The organism is Pseudomonas sp. 3JA, from assembly GCF_036961705.1.
Classification (GTDB): domain Bacteria; phylum Pseudomonadota; class Gammaproteobacteria; order Pseudomonadales; family Pseudomonadaceae; genus Aquipseudomonas; species Aquipseudomonas fluorescens_Q.
This window is the reverse complement of sequence record NZ_JBAMDJ010000039.1, coordinates 33,997-51,850: the sequence shown is the minus strand read 5'-3', so window position 1 is coordinate 51,850 and position 17,854 is coordinate 33,997. Positions and strand designations below refer to the sequence as shown.

The following is a 17,854-nucleotide window of genomic DNA, read 5'->3' as shown; positions in this document are numbered from 1 at the left end:
CGGCCTGAATTTTTCCAGTCTATGAAGGACCGCCCGTGAGCCAATCCCTGATCGCTGCCCTGCAAAACCCGGCCCTCTACCCGCATCCCGTCGAAGGGTTCCAGGTCATCGAGACCCACATTTCCTGGGTATTGCTCACTGGGCCATACGCCTACAAATTCAAAAAACCGGTCAACTTCGGCTTCCTCGACTTCACCAGCCTCGAGGCGCGCAAGCACTTCTGTGGTGAGGAGTTGCGCCTCAACCAGCGCCTGACCCAGGACCTGTACCTGGACGTCCTGCCCATTACCGGCAACGCCGAAGCGCCGCAGCTGGGTGGCGACGGCCCGGCCATCGAGTACGCCCTGAAGATGCGTCAGTTCCCGCAGAGCGAGCTGCTCAGCACGCTGCAAGCCAACGGCGAACTGACCACCGCGCACATCGACGAGATGGCCGCGCAGATCGCCCAATTCCACCTCGCCACGCCCAAGGTGCCCGCCGCAAACGACGCCGGCACCCCGCAAAGCGTGATGGCACCGGTGCTGCAGAACTTTGAACAGATCCGCCCGTTCCTCAACGACAAGGCCGACCTGTTGCAACTCGAAGCCCTGCAAGCCTGGGCCGAAAGCAGTTTCGAACGCCTCAAGCCGCTGTTCACCCAACGCAAGGCCGAAGGCTTCATCCGCGAATGCCACGGTGATATCCACCTGGGCAACGCCACCGTGATCGACGGCAAGGTGGTGATTTTCGACTGCATCGAGTTCAACGAGCCGTTCCGCTTCACCGACGTCTATGCCGACACCGCATTCCTGGCGATGGACCTGGAGGACCGCGGTCTGAAATCGCTGGCACGGCGCTTCGTCAGCCAGTACCTGGAACTGACCGGTGACTACCAGGGCCTGGAGCTGCTGAACTTCTATAAAGCCTATCGCGCCCTGGTCCGGGCCAAAGTCGCGCTGTTCAGCATGCCGGCCGAAGCCGATCCGGTACAGCGCGCCACCACCCTGCGCCAGTACCGCAACTACGCCAACCTGGCCGAAAGCTACAGCACCATTCCTTCGCCTTTCCTGGCCATCACCCACGGTGTTTCGGCCGTCGGCAAAAGCCATGTCGCGATGCGCCTGGTAGAGGCGCTGGGCGCCATTCGCCTGCGCTCGGACGTGGAGCGCAAGCGGCTGTTCGGCCAGCAACAAGTACCCAACGATCCACAGGCCGGCATTTATAGCAGCGACGCCAGCAGCGCTACCTACGCCCGCCTGCATGAAATCGCTGCGGTGATCCTGCGCGCCGGATTCCCGGTGGTGATCGATGCCACTTACCTCAAGCGCGATCAACGCGACGCAGCAGCGAAAATCGCCGAAGCCACTGGTGCTCCGTTCCTGATCCTCGACTGCAATGCGCCGCAAGCGGTCATCGAAAGTCGCCTGGCACAACGTCAGGCCGACCAGAAAGACCCCTCCGATGCGAATCTGGCAGTCATTGCCGCCCAACAGGCCAGCCGTGAAGCCCTGACCCCGGCGGAAATTCTCTGCAGCAAACGGGTCCAAACCAACGAAAGCGGTACGCTCGACGTCGTGGTCGCGCAGATCCGCCAGCGCCTGCCAGGCCTCTAGATCACTATTTCGGCCGTGAAGCGATGTCCGGCTTCACGGCCGCCAAATAGTGGCACTATACTGGCGTCATAAAACCAACAGGTGATATGAAATGAGCCTTCCCAAACTTCTCACTACCCCGCTTTATGCCTTGCTGCGCAAAGATGATATCGCCGGGTTCAACAGCGAACGCCCACAAGGTCCGGTCGACATGCGCGGCGGCGATTTTCGAGGGCTTGATCTGCGGGAACTGAACGCGGACGACGTTGACTTCAGCGACGCCTATTTCCGCTCCGCCGATTTGCGCGGCATCGATTTTCGCAAGTCGTCACTGGAAGGCGCGAGCCTGGCCCATGCGCAGATATCCGGCGCCTACTTCCCGCCAGAGCTGTCTGCGGACGAGATCCTGATGTCGATGAACTTCGGCACCCGGTTGCGCTACCGCACTCGCTGAACCTGTTTGAAGCGGGTCGGCCAGCGAGCGAAACCGCCACAGACTGAAACGGACCTCCAGCGCCCCCGCTTGCGCTGGAGCATGTAGTTTGCAGCCTTTTCCCACCCCATCGTGCGTAATGCATTAGAAGCTTTTGCGTCGAATCCGACCAAACAATCACGCTTTTCCTACTGACCGCTACACTGCTCAGAAGCTTGCCCACTGCACCAATCGGCCATTCGCAAGGAGGCTCGATGAATGATGAACTGCAACATCTGAAAAATCTGGGCAAGACATCAGCCCAGTGGCTGCACGCCGTGGGCATTCACAGTGCCTCGGATCTACGCCGGCTTGGCGCGGTGGACGCCTATCGCGCCGTACGCACTCGGGGCTTCCGGGCCTCCAAGGTGTTGCTGTACGCCATCGAGGGCGCGTTGATGGATGTGCATTGGAATGACATCCCCGCCGAGCGCAAAGAAGCCCTGAATAAACAGCTGGACGCCATTTCAATGCGCCATAAGACCTGACGCCCCTTTCGTTTCCAGCGCGAACCCTGGTCGCGCGGTTATTTCGGTGAATCGTAAAACAATGTTTGACATGGTAATGAGAATCGCTATGATTAGCACATCCGGTCGCGAGACTGGTCGATATTTGAACAGCCCTTGGTTCGGACTCTCAGATATCTCCTCATCAGGCTAATCACGGTTATTTGACCCGGCTTTTGCCGGGTCTTTTTTTGCCTGTAGAAAATCACTTCCCGGCGTGTTCGCGCATCTGCGCGCAGTAATCCTGTGGCGGCATGGCCGGCGTGTACCACACGTAATCCGCCATGGCCGACGTCACCTCGCTGCCCTCCTCGGCCAGCATCAAGACGATGGGTGCCTCACTGGCGCCAAGATCCAACGCGTGCATCGGCACACCGACATCCTTGCGCGCATGCCAGGCACCGGCGAACAACAGTGCCGGTGTCGGCGCTTGCAACAAGCGTTCGGCCATGCGCCGGTCACGCTGCTGCTGCACGGCCAGCATCGCCGGCATTTGCGACTCGGGCAGCAAACCGCAGTGGGATTCACGGATTTGCCCCAACAACTCGTCCTTCACAGTGGCTGCATTGGAGCGAGTGCCCATCAAGCTGGGGGCTTGTCGATAGAAACGCTGGATCTCGGCGGCGTCCAGATTGGCGGCCAACAACGGATAACGTTGCGCCAAGGCAAACTCGACGACGGGGCCATACAAGCTCCAATCCCAGCCCGGCGACCAGTCCAGTGCGCCGGGCAGGTCCTTCGGCAAGGTGGGTAACTGACGGACCGAATCAACGCGTGGTTGCTGGGCGGGGGTGAGCATTTCCAGCAACAGGCTGCCCTGGGCCCGCTGCCCGGCCAGGGCCTGGAGCAGCCAGACCTGCAGTGCGTGGTGATCGCGATTGTCGTGCCGCTCCCCCACCACCACCCGAGGCGCCATTGCCAAGCGTTCGACCAATGCCTGGGGTGTCACGGCCTGGCCATTGTGCAAATCACGGATTCGTCCGCCGAGTGGGGGCGGTGCGATGCTCTGACACGCCGTCAGTACACTCAATGCCAGAATCAGAAGCAGGCGCACGTCCATATCCTCCAGGGCGCCCTCAGCGGGCAATGATCAATGGATGCCCGCGCTCCGGATGGTCTTGCACCAGCACGTCCAGGCCAAACACCGCCTTGAGCGGTTCCGGGCGCAGCACGTGCCGGGGCGTGTCCAGGGCCACTGGCCGACCGGACGCGAGCAGCAACAGGCGATCACAGTAACGCGCCGCCAGGTTCAGGTCATGCAGGATCACCAACACCGCAGCGCCGCGACTGGCGAACTCACGCACCGCCTGGAGGATGGTGTGCTGATGCAGCGGATCGAGCATCGAGGTCGGCTCATCCAACAACAGGGTTTGCCCCGTTTCACCTGGCCACAACTGCACCAACACCCGCGCCAGATGCACCCGCTGACGTTCGCCGCCGGACAACGCCAGGTAACTGCGGCCGTGCAGATGCGCAGCGTCTGCCACTTGCAGCGCCGAGGCGACGATTTGCTCATCGCGCACTCGACCACTCTGGTGCGGCAGGCGCCCCATGCCGACGACTTCCTCGACACGGAAGGCGAAATCCAGGGTCGAGGACTGCGGCAAGACTGCCAGGCGCCGGGCGCGCTCGGCCCCCTGCCACTGGGCCAGAGGCCGATCATCGAGCCAGACCTGCCCTTGGGCCGGGCGCAGTTCGCCGCACAGGCCCGCCAGCAAAGTACTTTTACCTGCGCCGTTGGGCCCAAGCACTCCGAGTACTTCACCAGGGTTGAGCGCGAGATCGACGTCCGCCAGCACCGTCTTGCGGCCACGTTGAATGTGCAGGTTCTGCGCTCGCAGCATCAGGCGCGCCCTCGCACCAATAGATAAAGGAAGAACGGCGCGCCGATGAAGGCCGTGACAATGCCGATCGGCAATTCCGCAGGGGCCAATGCCAGGCGCGCCACCAGATCGGCGAACAATAGCAGGCTTGCGCCCGCCAACACCGAAGCAGGCAGCAACACACGGTGATCGGGGCCGGCCACCAGCCGCACCAGATGCGGCACTACCAGCCCGACGAAGCCGATCATGCCCGCAGCCGCCACCGCCGCGCCAACCCCCAAGGCCGTACAAAACACCAGTTCACGCTTGAGGCTTTCGACGTTAACGCCCAGGTGGGCAGCCTCGGACTCCCCTAGCAACAGCGCATTGAGTGCCCTGGCCCGGCGTGGCAGCCAGAGCGCCACTGCGGCACTGACCAGCAACAGCGGCCACAACCGCGCATAGCTGGCGCCGTTGAGACTGCCCAGGTTCCAGAACGTCAGGGTGCGCAGGGTCGCGTCATCCGCCAGGTAGGTAAACAGACCGACGGCCGAACCGGATAGCGCGGTCAGGGCAATACCGGCCAGGAGCATCGTCGCGACATGGGTCTGGCCGTTGCGTCGCCCGAAACGATAGACCAGCGCCGTAACGCCGAGCCCGCCAAGGAATGCACACAACGACAACACGTAGGGACCAAAGGCTTCGGGCAACCCACCCAGCGCCGTGCCACCGACAATGGCGAACGCGGCACCCAGTGCCGCACCGCTGGACACGCCCACCAACCCCGGGTCCGCCAGTGGGTTGCGAAACAGTCCTTGCATCGCCACACCGGACAACGCCAACACCCCGCCCACCGCCAACCCCAGCAAGGTACGTGGCAAACGGATCTGGCCGAGGATCAGTTCGGCCTGCTCCAGGCCATCGGCCGCCACCGGCAAGCCCGACAGGCGCAGGGCGGCGCGCAAGGTGTCGAGCAGCGGCAAGCTCACCGGCCCCAGGGCCAGGGACAGCCAGGTTGCCAGCAGACACAGTAGGCCCAGACCGATAAATAAAGTGCGTGGCTTGACCGACGAAGTCATGGCGCCGAGGCCGGCTCAGCCGGATAGAAGCCTGCCGTCAGTTTCACCAGGCTTTGCGGTATCCGCGGGCCCAATCCGCCCACCAACAGCGTCGGATCGAGCTCCATGACGCGCCCGTCCCTGGCGGCACGGGTCGAGAAAAGGATCGGATTTTCTCTGAACAGCGCCGCACGGGCTTCTTCACCGCTCAGCACACGGTCGGCGAAGATCAGCACTTCTGGATTCAAGCTGGCCAGGGTTTCCACGGAAAAAGACTTGTAACCGCTGTGGGTCGCCAGGTTGTCACCGCCGGCCTGCCGCAACAGCCAGTCGGCGGCTGTGCCCTTGCCAGCGACCAGTGGCTTGCCGCCGGAACTGCCCACCAACAGCAATACGCCGGGAGCCTTTTGCTTGCGCTGGGCCTCGGCCACCCGGGCATGTTGCTGGGAGAGCTGCTTCTGATAACGATCGAACAACCGTGTCGCCTCGGCCTCAGCCCCCAGCAACTGTCCCAGGTGCCGCAGATTGCCCTGCAGGGTTGGCAGGTCTGGCGTGGCCGAGAACAATTCGACTTTTACGCCGGCGCCGCGAATTTGCGCCAACACGGGCGGTGGCCCCATTTCCTCGGTGCCCACCAGGATCTGCGGACGCAGGCTCAGCACGCCCTCCGCCGACAGCTGTCGCTGATAGCCAACACTGGGCAAGGCTCGCAAGGATTCAGGATGCTGGCTGGTGGTGTCCACACCCACCAGTTTCGACTCGCCTCCCAGCGCGCTGACCCACTCCGACAAGGCGCCGCCGGCGCTGACCCAACGTTGCGGCGATTCAGCCGCGCTGGTTCCCTGGTTGACCAACAGTGCGACACAGAGCGCAACAACGCGGATGTTCAGGCGCATCGGGCAGCTTCCTCAAAGAAGTTTTTCGCAGGACCGGGCCGGGCCAAGTATCCTCAATCACCTGCGAAGGAGGCGCCATTTGATAATTGTTTTCATTTGACCGTCAAGGATGGATCTTTTGCTACATGAAGCCCATGTGCGAGCAAGCTCGCTCCCGCAGAGTCTCACTCCGTCAGACATATAGAGACACACATGAAGTTTCTTTGTACCGCCGCCGAACTGCCCGACAACGGCAGTCGCGGTTTCGACCTCGATGGGCGCAAAGTACTGGCCGTGCGACGCGCCGGCCAGGTGTATGTCTATCTCAACCGCTGCCCGCACCGGGGCGTGCCACTGGAATGGCAACCCGACCAGTTCCTCGACCCCAGCGCCAGCCTGATCCAGTGCGCCACCCACGGCGCGCTGTTCCTGATAGAAAGCGGCGAATGCGTGGCGGGCCCCTGCGCCGGTCAGTTCCTCGCTGCCCTAGACAGCCGGGAGGACGAGCAAGGCATCTGGGTCGAGCTCTAGCAACACCGGCAACCCGCGATCCACCCACATCTGTTCGGGCGTCAGCGTGACCCCGTAGGCCAGCACCTCCACACCCGCCGCCACCGCATCACGCAGGGCAGCGGCGTATACCGGGTCGATTTCCTGTGCCGGGCGCACCGCTTCGATGCCGCTCAGGTTCACACAATACAACTGCACCGCCCGCACACCGTCCCGGGCCAGGCAGGCGAGCTCCCTCAGGTGCTTGGCCCCGCGCAGGGTCACCGCATCGGGAAACGCCGCCACATTCGTGCCATCAAACCCCAGCGTGACACTTTTGACTTCGACCCAGGCCGAGCCGTGGTCGTAGTCCAGGCGAAAATCGATACGGCTGTTTTCCACCCCATAAGCCACTTCACGCTTGAGCCCGGTAAACCCGTTCAGTTCGCTGATGACCCCGGCGCGCAAGGCTTCTTCGATCAACGCGTTGGCCCGCGCGGTATTGATGCAGGCAAGCCGCCCTTGAGGGGTTTCGCCAATTTCCCAGGTGCCGGGCAACTTGCGCTTGGGATCGCTGGAGCGACTGAACCAGACACGCGCGCCTTCAGCCATGCAATTGAGCATCGAGCCGGTGTTAGGGCAGTGAATAGTGAGCAGTTCGCCATGAACGGTCTCGATATCGGCGAGAAAACGCTTGTAACGTCGAATCAGGCGACCTTCTTCCAACGCAGGGGAAAATTGCATCAGCCTTGCCAGCTCCGTAGTCCACGTTCGATTCGTGCCACCGCTTCCTCCAGCCGCGGCAGGCTCTGGGTGTAGGCGAAGCGCACGTGGTGACCGGCCTGATGGCGACCGAAATCCAGGCCCGGCGTGAAGGCCACGTGTTCGGTTTCCAGGAAGTGCTGGCAGAACGCAAAGGCATCGCCGCCGAACGCACTGATGTCGGCATAGAGGTAAAACGCCCCTTCCGGCTCCACCGCAATACCGAAGCCCAATTCACGCAAGGCCGGCAGTAGAAAGTCACGGCGCCGCGCAAACTCGGCCCGCCGCTGCTCGAAGATCTCGATGGTCGCCGGCTCGAAACAGGCCAGGGCGGCGTACTGGGCCATGCTCGGCGCACTGATGTAGAGGTTCTGCGCGAGCTTTTCCAGCTCGCCGACAGCCGCCGAAGGGGCCACCAGCCAGCCAAGTCGCCAGCCGGTCATGCCGAAATACTTGGAGAAACTGTTAAGGACAAAGGCATCGTCATCGACTTCCAGCACGCTGGCGGCGTCGGTGCCGTAGGTCAGGCCATGATAGATCTCGTCCACCACCAGATGGCCGTTATGGCCCTTGATGACCTTGGACAGCCCAGCCAATTCGTCCCGGGTGAGAATCGTCCCGGTCGGGTTGGCCGGTGAGGCCACCAACGCACCGACGCTGTCCTGGTCCCAATGGCGGTTCACCAGGTCTGGCGTCAATTGGTAACGCACCTCGGGCCCCACCGGCACCAATTGCGCCGCCCCTTCGACCAGGCGCAGGAAATGACGGTTGCACGGATAACCGGGGTCGGCCAGCAGCCAATGCTTGCCTGGGTCCACCAGCAAAGCGCTGGCCAGCAGCAACGCGCCGGACCCGCCCGGGGTCACGAGGATGCGCCGGGGGTCAATCTCCACCCCATGACGCTGGCCGTAGAAACCGGCGATGGCCTCGCGCAGTTCTGGAATGCCACGGGCCGCTGTGTAACGGGTCTTGCCCGCCGCCAGCGCGGCCTGGCCGGCCTGGATGATTGGCTCGGCGGTGGTGAAGTCCGGTTCGCCGATCTCCAGGTGGATGACGTCATGCCCGGCGGCCTGCAGTTCGTTGGCACGGGCCAGCAACGCCATCACATGGAAAGGTTCGATGGCGCGGCTGCGCGCACTGTAGGGCTGAGCCATTGGCCTTCCTTCAGGGGAAAAAAGAACCGATTCTACCCAACTCTCCAGCCAAGTCAGAAACAACTGCGGGAACAGGTGCGAACCACAAATGGTCTGAGCCCGTGGATTGCAGGAAATGACTCCCGCGATTGGCCCAGGCTTGACTAGAATCAAGCATTGAGCAGGTTTAAATCCCCACCGAAGCGAACCCGGCCATGTTTTACAAGCCCCGGCCGCCGCAGGCTCGACAACCGGGAGTAGCGCGGCCCGATTTGATCTGGTAAGTTCGCCCGCTTGCAGCCGCAGGGCCGGCAGGTGTCGGTGATGGAGCAATCCTGCGTAGTGGATTACAAGAGTAGAGGCGGTCCATTCATGCCCACCCAAGCAAAGCAAAATCAAAATCAGTCGCTCAGCGGGTTTGAGCCTTACGTCCCGCAAGCTGGCGAAGAGTACATGGGCGCCCCCATGCGCGCGCACTTCACCAAGATCCTGAACAAGTGGAAACAGGATTTGATGCAGGAAGTCGACCGCACCGTGGATCACATGAAAGACGAAGCGGCCAACTTCCCCGACCCGGCCGACCGTGCCAGCCAGGAAGAAGAGTTCAGCCTCGAGCTGCGTGCCCGTGATCGCGAGCGCAAGCTCATCAAGAAAATCGACAAGACCCTGCAGCTAATCGAAGACGAAGAATACGGTTGGTGCGAGTCCTGCGGCATCGAGATCGGCATTCGCCGCCTGGAAGCCCGCCCGACGGCCGATCTGTGCATCGACTGCAAGACCTTGGCGGAAATCAAGGAAAAACAGGTCGGCAAGTAATCGCCGGCGCTGTCACCGAAACGGAGCGTTCATACGCTCCGTTTTTTGTTTCCGATATTTTCTCCAAGTCTGAAAAAACCTGCTCGCTCCCACAGGGGATATGCTTTGTTGTCGAGATTGCATGCCCACCGCCCGGACCCAGTAACATTCGCCCTATGACTGCCTACATCGGACGCTTCGCCCCCACCCCCAGCGGCCACTTGCACTTCGGCTCACTGGTCGCCGCACTGGCGTCGTACCTGGATGCCCGCGCCATGGGCGGGCGTTGGTTGCTGCGCATGGAAGACCTCGATCCGCCCCGGGAAGAACCGGGCGCGCAAGCGGCGATTCTCAAGGCACTGGAAAGCTACGGGTTCGAATGGGACGGCGAGATGGTTCGCCAGAGCGAACGCCATGACGCCTATGATCAGGTCATCAACCGATTGTTCAGCCAAGGCCTGGCCTACGCCTGCACCTGTTCGCGCAAACAACTGGAAGCGTACCAGGGCATTTATCCAGGGCTGTGCCGCAATGCCGGGCACGGCACCGAGGACGCCGCCATCCGTCTGCGCGTCCCCGAGCTTGAGTACCATTTCACCGACCGGGTCCAGGGCGAGTTCCGCCAGCACCTGGGCCGTGAGGTCGGCGACTTCGTGATCCGCCGCCGCGACGGGCTCTACGCCTATCAGTTGGCCGTGGTCCTGGACGATGCCTGGCAAGGGGTGACCGATATCGTGCGCGGCGCCGACCTCCTGGACTCCACGCCGCGCCAGCTCTATCTGCAAGAACTGCTCGGGTTGCCGCAACCGCGTTACCTGCACGTGCCGCTGATCACCCAACCCGACGGGAACAAGCTCGGTAAATCCTACCGCTCACCGCCCCTGGCGGCCGATCAGGCCACGCCATTGTTGTTACGGGCGTTGCGCGCACTGGGCCAGCAACCGGGCCTCGAACTGGTCGACGCCAGCCCACGGGAACTGCTGGCTTGGGGCATTCGCCACTGGGATGCAGGCAAGATCCCGCGCACACTGAGCCTGCCCGAAGCGCAAATACGTTGACGGCCCTTGCAGCTTGGCGCCCATCCGTTACCATCGCCGCACGTTTTTTGGGCACGCGCATAAATTAGAGAGGCCGGGATGTATATCTATCGCTTGGTCCTGCTCCTGGTAGTGGGGATTTATCTGTTCTCCCCGGCCATCATGGATTGGTGGATCGATGCCACGGGTGCCTGGTATCGGCCGTATCTGCTCTGGCTGATCCTGATTGTCGTGACCTTCATCCTGCAGAGCCAAAAAGATGCCGATGAGCTTTAGCCTGACCCAGATGGTCCTGATCAGCGCCGCCTACCTGGCAGTGCTGTTCGGCGTAGCCTGGATCAGCGAACGAGGCATGATCCCCCGGGCGATCATCCGCCACCCGCTGACCTACACCCTGTCGCTGGGTGTCTATGCCAGCGCATGGGCGTTCTATGGCACGGTCGGGCTGGCCTACCAGTACGGCTATGGTTTCCTCTCCAGTTACCTGGGGGTGTCAGGGGCGTTCCTGCTGGCGCCGGTGTTGCTCTACCCGATCCTGAAAATCACGCGCACCTACCAACTGTCGTCGCTGGCCGACCTGTTCGCCTTTCGTTTTCGCAGCACCTGGGCCGGCGCGCTGACCACGATCTTCATGCTGGTCGGGGTGTTGCCGCTGCTGGCCCTGCAGATCCAGGCCGTGGCCGACTCCATCAGCATCCTGACCCGCGAGCCGGTGCAGCACCGGGTGGCGCTGAGTTTCTGCGTACTGATCATCCTGTTCACGATTTTCTTCGGTTCCCGACACATCGCCACGCGGGAAAAACACGAAGGCCTGGTGTTCGCCATCGCTTTCGAATCGGTGATCAAGCTGATTGCCATCGGTGGTGTCGGTCTCTATGCCCTGTATGGCGTGTTCGGTGGCCCGCAACAGCTGGAAATTTGGCTGTTGCAGAACCAGACGGCCCTCGCCGCCCTGCACACACCGTTGCAGGAAGGCCCATGGCGCACGCTGTTGCTGGTGTTCTTCGCATCGGCCATCGTGATGCCGCACATGTACCACATGACGTTTACCGAAAACCTCAACCCGCGCTCGCTGGTCAGCGCCAGTTGGGGCCTGCCGCTGTTCCTGCTACTGATGAGCCTGGCGGTACCGCTGATCCTCTGGGCCGGCTTGAAGCTGGGCGCCAGTACCAATCCGGAATATTTCACCCTGGGCATCGGCATCGCCGCCAACAGCAAGGCCCTGGCGTTGCTGGCGTATGTCGGCGGCCTGTCGGCGGCCAGCGGCTTGATCATCGTCACCACGCTGGCATTGTCGGGCATGGCCCTCAACCACTTGGTGCTGCCGCTCTACCAGCCACCGGCCGAAGGCAATATCTACCGCTGGCTGAAGTGGACACGGCGGGCGCTGATCGTCGCCATCATCATGGCCGGCTACGGCTTCTACCTGATGCTGGGCGAGGGGCAGGACCTGGCCAACCTGGGCATCGTCGCCTTCGTGGCCACCTTGCAGTTCCTGCCCGGGGTACTGTCGGTGCTGTATTGGCCGACCGCCAACCGCCGCGGCTTCATCGCCGGCCTGCTGGCAGGGATCCTGGTGTGGCTGGTCGCGATGCTGTTGCCGCTGATGGGCAACCTGCAGGGCTTCTATATTCCGCTGCTGAACATGATCTACGTGCTCGACGACACCAGTTGGCATATGGCGGCCATCGCCTCCCTGGCGGCGAACGTGCTGATGTTCACCCTGATCTCGCTGTTCACCAACGCCAGCAGCGAAGAGGCCAGCGCCGCCGAAGCTTGCGCGGTGGACAATGTCCGCCGCCCGCAGCGTCGCGAACTGCACGCCGCCTCGCCCCAGGAATTCGCCACGCAACTGGCCAAGCCCTTGGGCGCCAAGGCCGCGCAAAAGGAAGTCGAACAGGCCCTGCGAGACCTCTACCTGCCTTTCGATGAACGTCGCCCGTATGCCCTGCGTCGCCTGCGGGACCGGATCGAAGCCAACCTGTCCGGCCTGATGGGCCCCAGCGTGGCCCAGGACATGGTCGAGACGTTCCTGCCCTACAAGGCCGGCGGCGAAAACTACGTCACCGAAGACATCCACTTCATCGAGAGCCGCCTCGAGGATTACCACTCGCGCCTCACGGGCCTGGCCGCCGAACTGGACGCCTTGCGCCGTTACCATCGCCAGACCCTGCAGGAACTACCAATGGGCGTGTGTTCCCTGGCCAAGGACCAGGAAATCCTGATGTGGAACAAAGCCATGGAAGAACTCACCGGGATCGCCGCCCAGCGCGTGGTCGGTTCACGCCTGAGCACCCTGGGCGAGCCGTGGAAAGGCTTATTGCAAGGTTTCATCGACCTGCCGGACGAGCACTTGCACAAACAGCACCTGGCCCTCGACGGCCAGACCCGTTGGCTGAACCTGCACAAGGCCGCGATCGACGAGCCGTTGGCACCCGGTAACAGCGGCCTGGTGCTGCTGGTGGAAGACCTGACCGATACCCAGATGCTCGAAGACAAACTGGTCCACTCCGAACGACTGGCAAGCATCGGCCGGTTGGCCGCCGGGGTGGCCCACGAAATCGGCAACCCGATCACCGGCATCGCTTGCCTGGCGCAGAACCTGCGCGAAGAACGCGAGGACGACGGCGAACTGACGGAAATCAGCGGCCAGATCCTCGAACAGACCAAGCGTGTGTCGCGGATCGTCCAGTCGCTGATGAGCTTCGCCCATGCCGGCGGCCACCAACATAACGATGAGCCCGTCTGTCTGGCCGAAGTCGCCCAGGATGCCATTGGTCTGCTAGCACTCAACCGACGCAACTTCGAAGTGCAATTCTTCAACCTGTGCGATCCGGATCACTGGGTCGACGGCGACCCCCAGCGGCTCGCCCAGGTGTTGATCAACCTGCTATCCAACGCGCGCGACGCCTCACCGGCCGGCAGCGCGGTGCGGGTCAAGAGTGAAGCCTTCGAACACACGGTCGACCTGATCGTCGAAGACGAAGGCAGCGGTATCCCACAGAACATCATGGACCGATTGTTCGAACCTTTCTTCACCACCAAGGATCCTGGCGAAGGCACCGGTCTGGGCCTCGCACTGGTCTATTCCATCGTTGAAGAGCATTATGGACAAATCACCATCGACAGCCCGGCCGATGTACAAAGCCAACGCGGCACCCGTATCCGGGTGACCTTGCCGCGTCATGTCGAAGCGACGTCCGCTGTGAACTGAGACCGTCGAGAGAATCGAATCAATGCCGCACATTTTGATCGTCGAAGACGAAACAATTATCCGCTCCGCCTTGCGCCGCCTGCTGGAACGCAACCAGTACCAGGTCAGCGAAGCCGGTTCAGTGCAGGAAGCACAAGAACGTTTCAGCATTCCAACGTTTGACCTGATCGTCAGCGACCTGCGCCTGCCTGGCGCCCCGGGTACCGAGCTGATCAAGCTCGGCCAGGGCACCCCCGTGCTGATCATGACCAGTTACGCCAGCCTGCGCTCGGCGGTCGACTCCATGAAAATGGGTGCGGTGGACTACATCGCCAAACCGTTCGACCACGATGAGATGCTCCAGGCCGTGGCCCGCATCCTGCGCGACCGACAGGCGGCGACCAGCAACCCGGCGGAACCCGCCAGCAAGGCCAGTGCCTCGACGAAAGCCGGCGCCAGTAACAATAATGGCGAAATTGGCATCATCGGTTCCTGCCCGCCCATGCAGGACCTGTACAGCAAGATCCGCAAAGTGGCCCCGACCGACTCCAATGTCCTGATCCAGGGCGAGTCCGGTACCGGCAAGGAGCTGGTAGCCCGGGCCCTGCACAACCTGTCACGCCGGGCCAAGGCACCGATGATTTCGGTGAACTGCGCGGCGATCCCGGAAAGCCTGATCGAGTCCGAACTGTTCGGCCACGAAAAAGGGGCGTTCACCGGCGCCAGCGCCGGGCGCGCAGGCTTGGTGGAAGCGGCGGACGGCGGCACGCTGTTCCTCGATGAAATCGGCGAATTGCCACTGGAAGCTCAGGCGCGGTTGCTGCGGGTGCTTCAGGAAGGCGAAATCCGCCGCGTCGGCTCGGTGCAGTCGCAAAAGGTCGATGTCCGCCTGATCGCGGCCACCCACCGTGACCTCAAGAGCCTGGCGAAGATCGGCCAGTTCCGCGAAGACTTGTATTACCGCTTGCACGTGATCGCCTTGAAGCTGCCCGCCCTGCGCGAACGTGGCGCGGACGTCAATGAAATCGCCCAGGCATTCCTGGCTCGCCAGAGCGCGCGGGTCAACCGCACCGATCTCAAGTTCGCCCCGGACGCCGAACAGGCCATCCGTCATTACGCCTGGCCGGGTAACGTTCGCGAGCTGGAAAACGCGGTCGAGCGGGCGGTGATCCTGTGCGAGAGCCCGGAAATCTCTGCCGACCTGCTGGGCATCGACATCGAACTGAGCGACCTGGACGACGAAGAGTTCATCGGCCTGGCCCCGCAACAGGGCGGCGCTGCCAACAACACCAGCCACGAGCCTACCGAAGACCTGTCCCTGGAAGACTACTTCCAGCACTTCGTCCTGGAGCACCAGGACCACATGACCGAGACCGAACTGGCACGCAAACTGGGCGTAAGCCGCAAGTGCCTGTGGGAACGGCGCCAGCGCCTGGGGATTCCACGGCGCAAGACCGGAGCGACCAGCGAAAGCTGAGGTGTGGGGGTAACACCGCCGAATGTGAAAAAACTGTTACCTCAGCTTTTTCACGTAACAGAAGCCGGGGTTTACGGTAACGAAACCCCGGCTTTTTTTCGCCTCGGAAAAATGGTTATAACCCTGGAACCCCCGGTTTCGCTGGCCCTCGCAAAAGTTGGCACGCACCCTGCTATAGCTTTGGTACAAGAACAATAACAAGCAATGCAAAAGACAATAAAAATAAGACGAATCGACTCACGCACAATAAAAACAAGACGGCGAGAGGCGCAGCTAACTGATTCTTTTGGAGAGGCGTTGTATTTGGGGCTTGCCCCACAACCAGGCCGAGAACAATAAAAACTGTCTCAAGACAGGTGCCTGAACTGGTTGGATCGATTGATCACTGCAACACAGCGACCAAAGCAATCCGTTTGCTCTTGGCTCCCGGTTGGGAGGGTCACGAAGGGAAAGCCTCGTGACGCGGGCACTCAACAAAAACAAGAAGCCCAAAACCAATAATAAAAACAGAGCACGTAACTAATTCTGGGGGAGCTTCGGCTCCCCTTGTGGTTTCTGTCGTTCCGCCTCCCCGCAGCCTACAAAGCTTGTCGCTTGAAGCTTGCAGCTCAAAACTGCTGCGTCCTACACCATCCCTCGACTAAATGCTAGAATCTCGGCCCATCATGCGGCCATTCTTCGTTTTTGGCCGAATATTCCTTCAAACAGTGCATCCCATGCTGAAGAAGCTGTTCCAGTCATTCCGTTCTCCCTTGCGTCGTACGCAACACATTCGCAGCACGCCTGAAGTGCTCAACAGCGGCCAGCATTCACTGCAAAAGGCCCAGTTCAGCCGTTATGCGGTGAACATCGTCGAACGTTTGCAGAACGCCGGTTACCAGGCTTACCTGGTCGGTGGCTGCGTGCGCGACATGCTGCTCAACATCACCCCGAAGGATTTCGACGTCGCCACCAGCGCCACGCCGGAACAGATACGGGCCGAATTTCGCAACGCGCGGATCATTGGCCGGCGCTTCAAACTGGTCCATATCCACTTCGGTCGCGAAATCATCGAAGTGGCGACCTTCCGCGCCAATCACCCGCAAAACGATGAAGAAGAAGACAGCAACCAGTCTTCCCGTAACGAAAGCGGGCGCATCCTGCGCGATAACGTCTACGGCACTCTGGAAGAAGACGCGCAACGCCGCGACTTCACCATCAACGCCCTGTATTACGATCCCGTCAGCGAACGCATCCTCGATTACGCCAACGGCGTACACGACATTCGCAATCGCCTGATCCGCCTGATCGGCGACCCCAAGCAGCGCTATCAGGAAGACCCTGTGCGCATGCTGCGGGCCGTGCGTTTCGCCGCCAAGCTGGATTTCGGCATCGAAAAACACAGCGCCTTGCCGATTCGTGAACTGGCGCCGATGCTGCGGGAAATCCCTTCGGCGCGCCTGTTCGAGGAAGTGCTCAAGCTGTTCCTGTCGGGCAACGCCGCAGACACCTTCGAGATGCTGGTGGACCTGCAGTTGTTCGATCCGCTGTTCCCCGCCAGCGCCGAGGCCCTGGAGCACAACCCGACCTACACCCACACCTTGATCAGCGAAGCACTGATCAACACCGACCTGCGCATCAAGCAGAACAAGCCGGTGACGCCTGCGTTCCTGTTCGCCGCCTTGCTCTGGCCTGCCCTGCCGGCTCGGGTGCTGCGCCTGCAAGAGCGTGGCATGCCGCCGATCCCGGCGATGCAGGAAGCCGCCCACGAGCTGATTGCCGAACAGTGCCAGCGCATCGCCATTCCAAAACGCTTCACGATGCCGATCCGCGAGATCTGGGACATGCAGGAACGCCTGCCACGGCGCAGCGGCAAGCGTGCCGACCTGCTGCTGGACAACCCGCGTTTCCGCGCCGGCTACGACTTCCTGCTGCTGCGTGAAAGCGCGGGCGAGCAGACCGATGGCCTGGGTGAATGGTGGACCGATTACCAGGACGCCAACGACAGCGAGCGCCGCGACATGATTCGCGAGCTCAGCGGCAAGGATGACGGCGCCAGCGGCCCGCGCAAGCGCCGCCGCAGCAGCGGTGCCAAGCGCAAGCGTGCCGGTGTACCGAGCGCATCGGGCGAGTAATTGATGGAACGCATCTACATCGGCATGGGCAGCAACCTGGCCGAACCCGCCGAACAATTGCGCAGTGCCATCCAGGCGCTGGCGCAATTGCCCGATACCCAACTGGTGGGGGTCTCGGCGTTTTATCAAAGCGATTCCCTGCTGCCCGGCCAGCCGCGCTACACCAACGCGGTGGCGGTGCTGGACAGCCGCCTGGCACCGCTGGACCTGCTCGATGCGCTGCAAGCCATCGAAACCGGACAAGGTCGCGAACGCCTGGAACGCTGGGGCCCACGCACCCTGGACCTGGACATCCTGCTGTTTGGCGATCGCCTGATCGACGAGTCTCGCCTCAAGGTCCCTCACTACCACATGCAGGCCCGAGCCTTCGTGCTGTACCCACTGGCCGAGTTGGCACCCGCCGACCTGCGCCTGGCCGATGGGCGCTTGCTCAAGGATCTGCTCGCGGCGTGCCCATTCGTTGGCCTGGAACGCCTGCCGCCTATCTGACAAAGCCCCCCTGTGGGAGCGAGCTTGCTCGCGATAGCGTCGGCACATCCAGCATCCAGGGTGACTGACACACCGCCATCG

General features: G+C 62.0%; 17 protein-coding genes. 11 read left to right on the top strand and 6 right to left on the bottom strand.

Annotation, left to right across the window (positions count from 1 at the left end):
* The first annotated feature begins 35 nt into the window (after positions 1-35).
* The 3 genes from V7773_RS24645 to V7773_RS24635 all read left to right on the top strand — a co-directional run bounded on the left by V7773_RS24645 (position 36) and on the right by V7773_RS24635 (position 2,531).
* Positions 36-1,592, top strand: a complete 1,557-nt coding sequence (locus V7773_RS24645; protein ID WP_336075706.1) for a bifunctional aminoglycoside phosphotransferase/ATP-binding protein — start codon at positions 36-38, stop codon at positions 1,590-1,592.
* 91 nt (positions 1,593-1,683) lie between these two features.
* The gene (locus V7773_RS24640) at positions 1,684-2,025 is read left to right on the top strand and encodes a pentapeptide repeat-containing protein (protein ID WP_072411725.1); all 342 of its coding nucleotides are present in this window, start codon (positions 1,684-1,686) and stop codon (positions 2,023-2,025) included.
* A gap of 233 nt (positions 2,026-2,258) precedes the next feature.
* Positions 2,259-2,531, top strand: coding sequence for a TfoX/Sxy family protein (locus tag V7773_RS24635; protein WP_063324352.1), 273 nt, complete (start codon positions 2,259-2,261; stop codon positions 2,529-2,531).
* Between the two features lie 223 nt (positions 2,532-2,754).
* On the opposite strand, the gene V7773_RS24630 is transcribed toward V7773_RS24635, so the two are convergent.
* From V7773_RS24630 to V7773_RS24615, 4 genes are read right to left on the bottom strand one after another with little or no spacing between them, the layout of a single operon-like run.
* The gene (locus V7773_RS24630; protein ID WP_336075703.1) at positions 2,755-3,609 is read right to left on the bottom strand and encodes a ChaN family lipoprotein; all 855 of its coding nucleotides are present in this window, start codon (positions 3,607-3,609) and stop codon (positions 2,755-2,757) included.
* 16 nt (positions 3,610-3,625) lie between these two features.
* Positions 3,626-4,393: a heme ABC transporter ATP-binding protein gene (locus V7773_RS24625; protein WP_336075702.1), complete on the bottom strand. Its 768-nt coding sequence runs from the start codon at positions 4,391-4,393 to the stop codon at positions 3,626-3,628.
* On the bottom strand, positions 4,393-5,376 hold the full coding sequence (locus V7773_RS24620) for a FecCD family ABC transporter permease (RefSeq protein WP_336075709.1): 984 nt from the start codon (positions 5,374-5,376) through the stop codon (positions 4,393-4,395). The genes V7773_RS24625 and V7773_RS24620 overlap by 1 nt, the downstream gene beginning before the upstream one ends.
* A 50-nt stretch (positions 5,377-5,426) precedes the next feature.
* Positions 5,427-6,305 (bottom strand): heme/hemin ABC transporter substrate-binding protein, encoded by an 879-nt coding sequence (locus V7773_RS24615; protein ID WP_336075701.1) that lies wholly within the window; start codon positions 6,303-6,305, stop codon positions 5,427-5,429.
* A 192-nt stretch (positions 6,306-6,497) separates the two neighbouring features.
* Here V7773_RS24615 and V7773_RS24610 point away from each other — a divergent pair, with 192 nt between their 5' ends.
* A complete protein-coding gene (locus V7773_RS24610; RefSeq protein ID WP_336075700.1) occupies positions 6,498-6,815 on the top strand; it encodes a Rieske (2Fe-2S) protein in 318 nt (105 codons plus the stop codon).
* On the opposite strand, the gene sfsA is transcribed toward V7773_RS24610, so the two are convergent.
* Positions 6,771-7,517 (bottom strand): DNA/RNA nuclease SfsA, encoded by a 747-nt coding sequence (sfsA, locus tag V7773_RS24605; protein WP_063324346.1) that lies wholly within the window; start codon positions 7,515-7,517, stop codon positions 6,771-6,773. The genes V7773_RS24610 and sfsA overlap by 45 nt on opposite strands.
* On the bottom strand, positions 7,517-8,689 hold the full coding sequence (locus V7773_RS24600) for a pyridoxal phosphate-dependent aminotransferase (RefSeq protein ID WP_092464304.1): 1,173 nt from the start codon (positions 8,687-8,689) through the stop codon (positions 7,517-7,519). The genes sfsA and V7773_RS24600 overlap by 1 nt, the downstream gene beginning before the upstream one ends.
* A gap of 351 nt (positions 8,690-9,040) precedes the next feature.
* On the opposite strand from V7773_RS24600, the gene dksA reads away from it, so the two are divergent.
* The 7 genes from dksA to folK all read left to right on the top strand — a co-directional run bounded on the left by dksA (position 9,041) and on the right by folK (position 17,773).
* Positions 9,041-9,484, top strand: a complete 444-nt coding sequence (gene dksA, locus V7773_RS24595) for an RNA polymerase-binding protein DksA (protein ID WP_003205639.1) — start codon at positions 9,041-9,043, stop codon at positions 9,482-9,484.
* A gap of 155 nt (positions 9,485-9,639) precedes the next feature.
* Positions 9,640-10,521: a tRNA glutamyl-Q(34) synthetase GluQRS gene (gene gluQRS, locus V7773_RS24590; protein ID WP_336075696.1), complete on the top strand. Its 882-nt coding sequence runs from the start codon at positions 9,640-9,642 to the stop codon at positions 10,519-10,521.
* A gap of 78 nt (positions 10,522-10,599) precedes the next feature.
* Positions 10,600-10,776 carry a hypothetical protein gene (locus tag V7773_RS24585; protein ID WP_003176118.1) on the top strand — a complete coding sequence of 59 codons (177 nt, stop codon included), beginning with the start codon at positions 10,600-10,602 and terminating at the stop codon, positions 10,774-10,776.
* Positions 10,760-13,714, top strand: a complete 2,955-nt coding sequence (locus tag V7773_RS24580) for a sensor histidine kinase (protein ID WP_336075695.1) — start codon at positions 10,760-10,762, stop codon at positions 13,712-13,714. The genes V7773_RS24585 and V7773_RS24580 overlap by 17 nt, the downstream gene beginning before the upstream one ends.
* 22 nt (positions 13,715-13,736) lie before the next feature.
* The gene (locus V7773_RS24575; RefSeq protein WP_336075693.1) at positions 13,737-15,170 is read left to right on the top strand and encodes a sigma-54-dependent transcriptional regulator; all 1,434 of its coding nucleotides are present in this window, start codon (positions 13,737-13,739) and stop codon (positions 15,168-15,170) included.
* Positions 15,171-15,886: 716 nt separating this feature from the next.
* On the top strand, positions 15,887-17,284 hold the full coding sequence (locus tag V7773_RS24570; protein ID WP_057450877.1) for a polynucleotide adenylyltransferase PcnB: 1,398 nt from the start codon (positions 15,887-15,889) through the stop codon (positions 17,282-17,284).
* Between the two features lie 3 nt (positions 17,285-17,287).
* Complete coding sequence (gene folK, locus V7773_RS24565; protein ID WP_092150449.1) at positions 17,288-17,773, top strand: 2-amino-4-hydroxy-6-hydroxymethyldihydropteridine diphosphokinase; 486 nt, start codon at positions 17,288-17,290, stop codon at positions 17,771-17,773.
* The last annotated feature ends 81 nt before the right edge of the window (positions 17,774-17,854 follow it).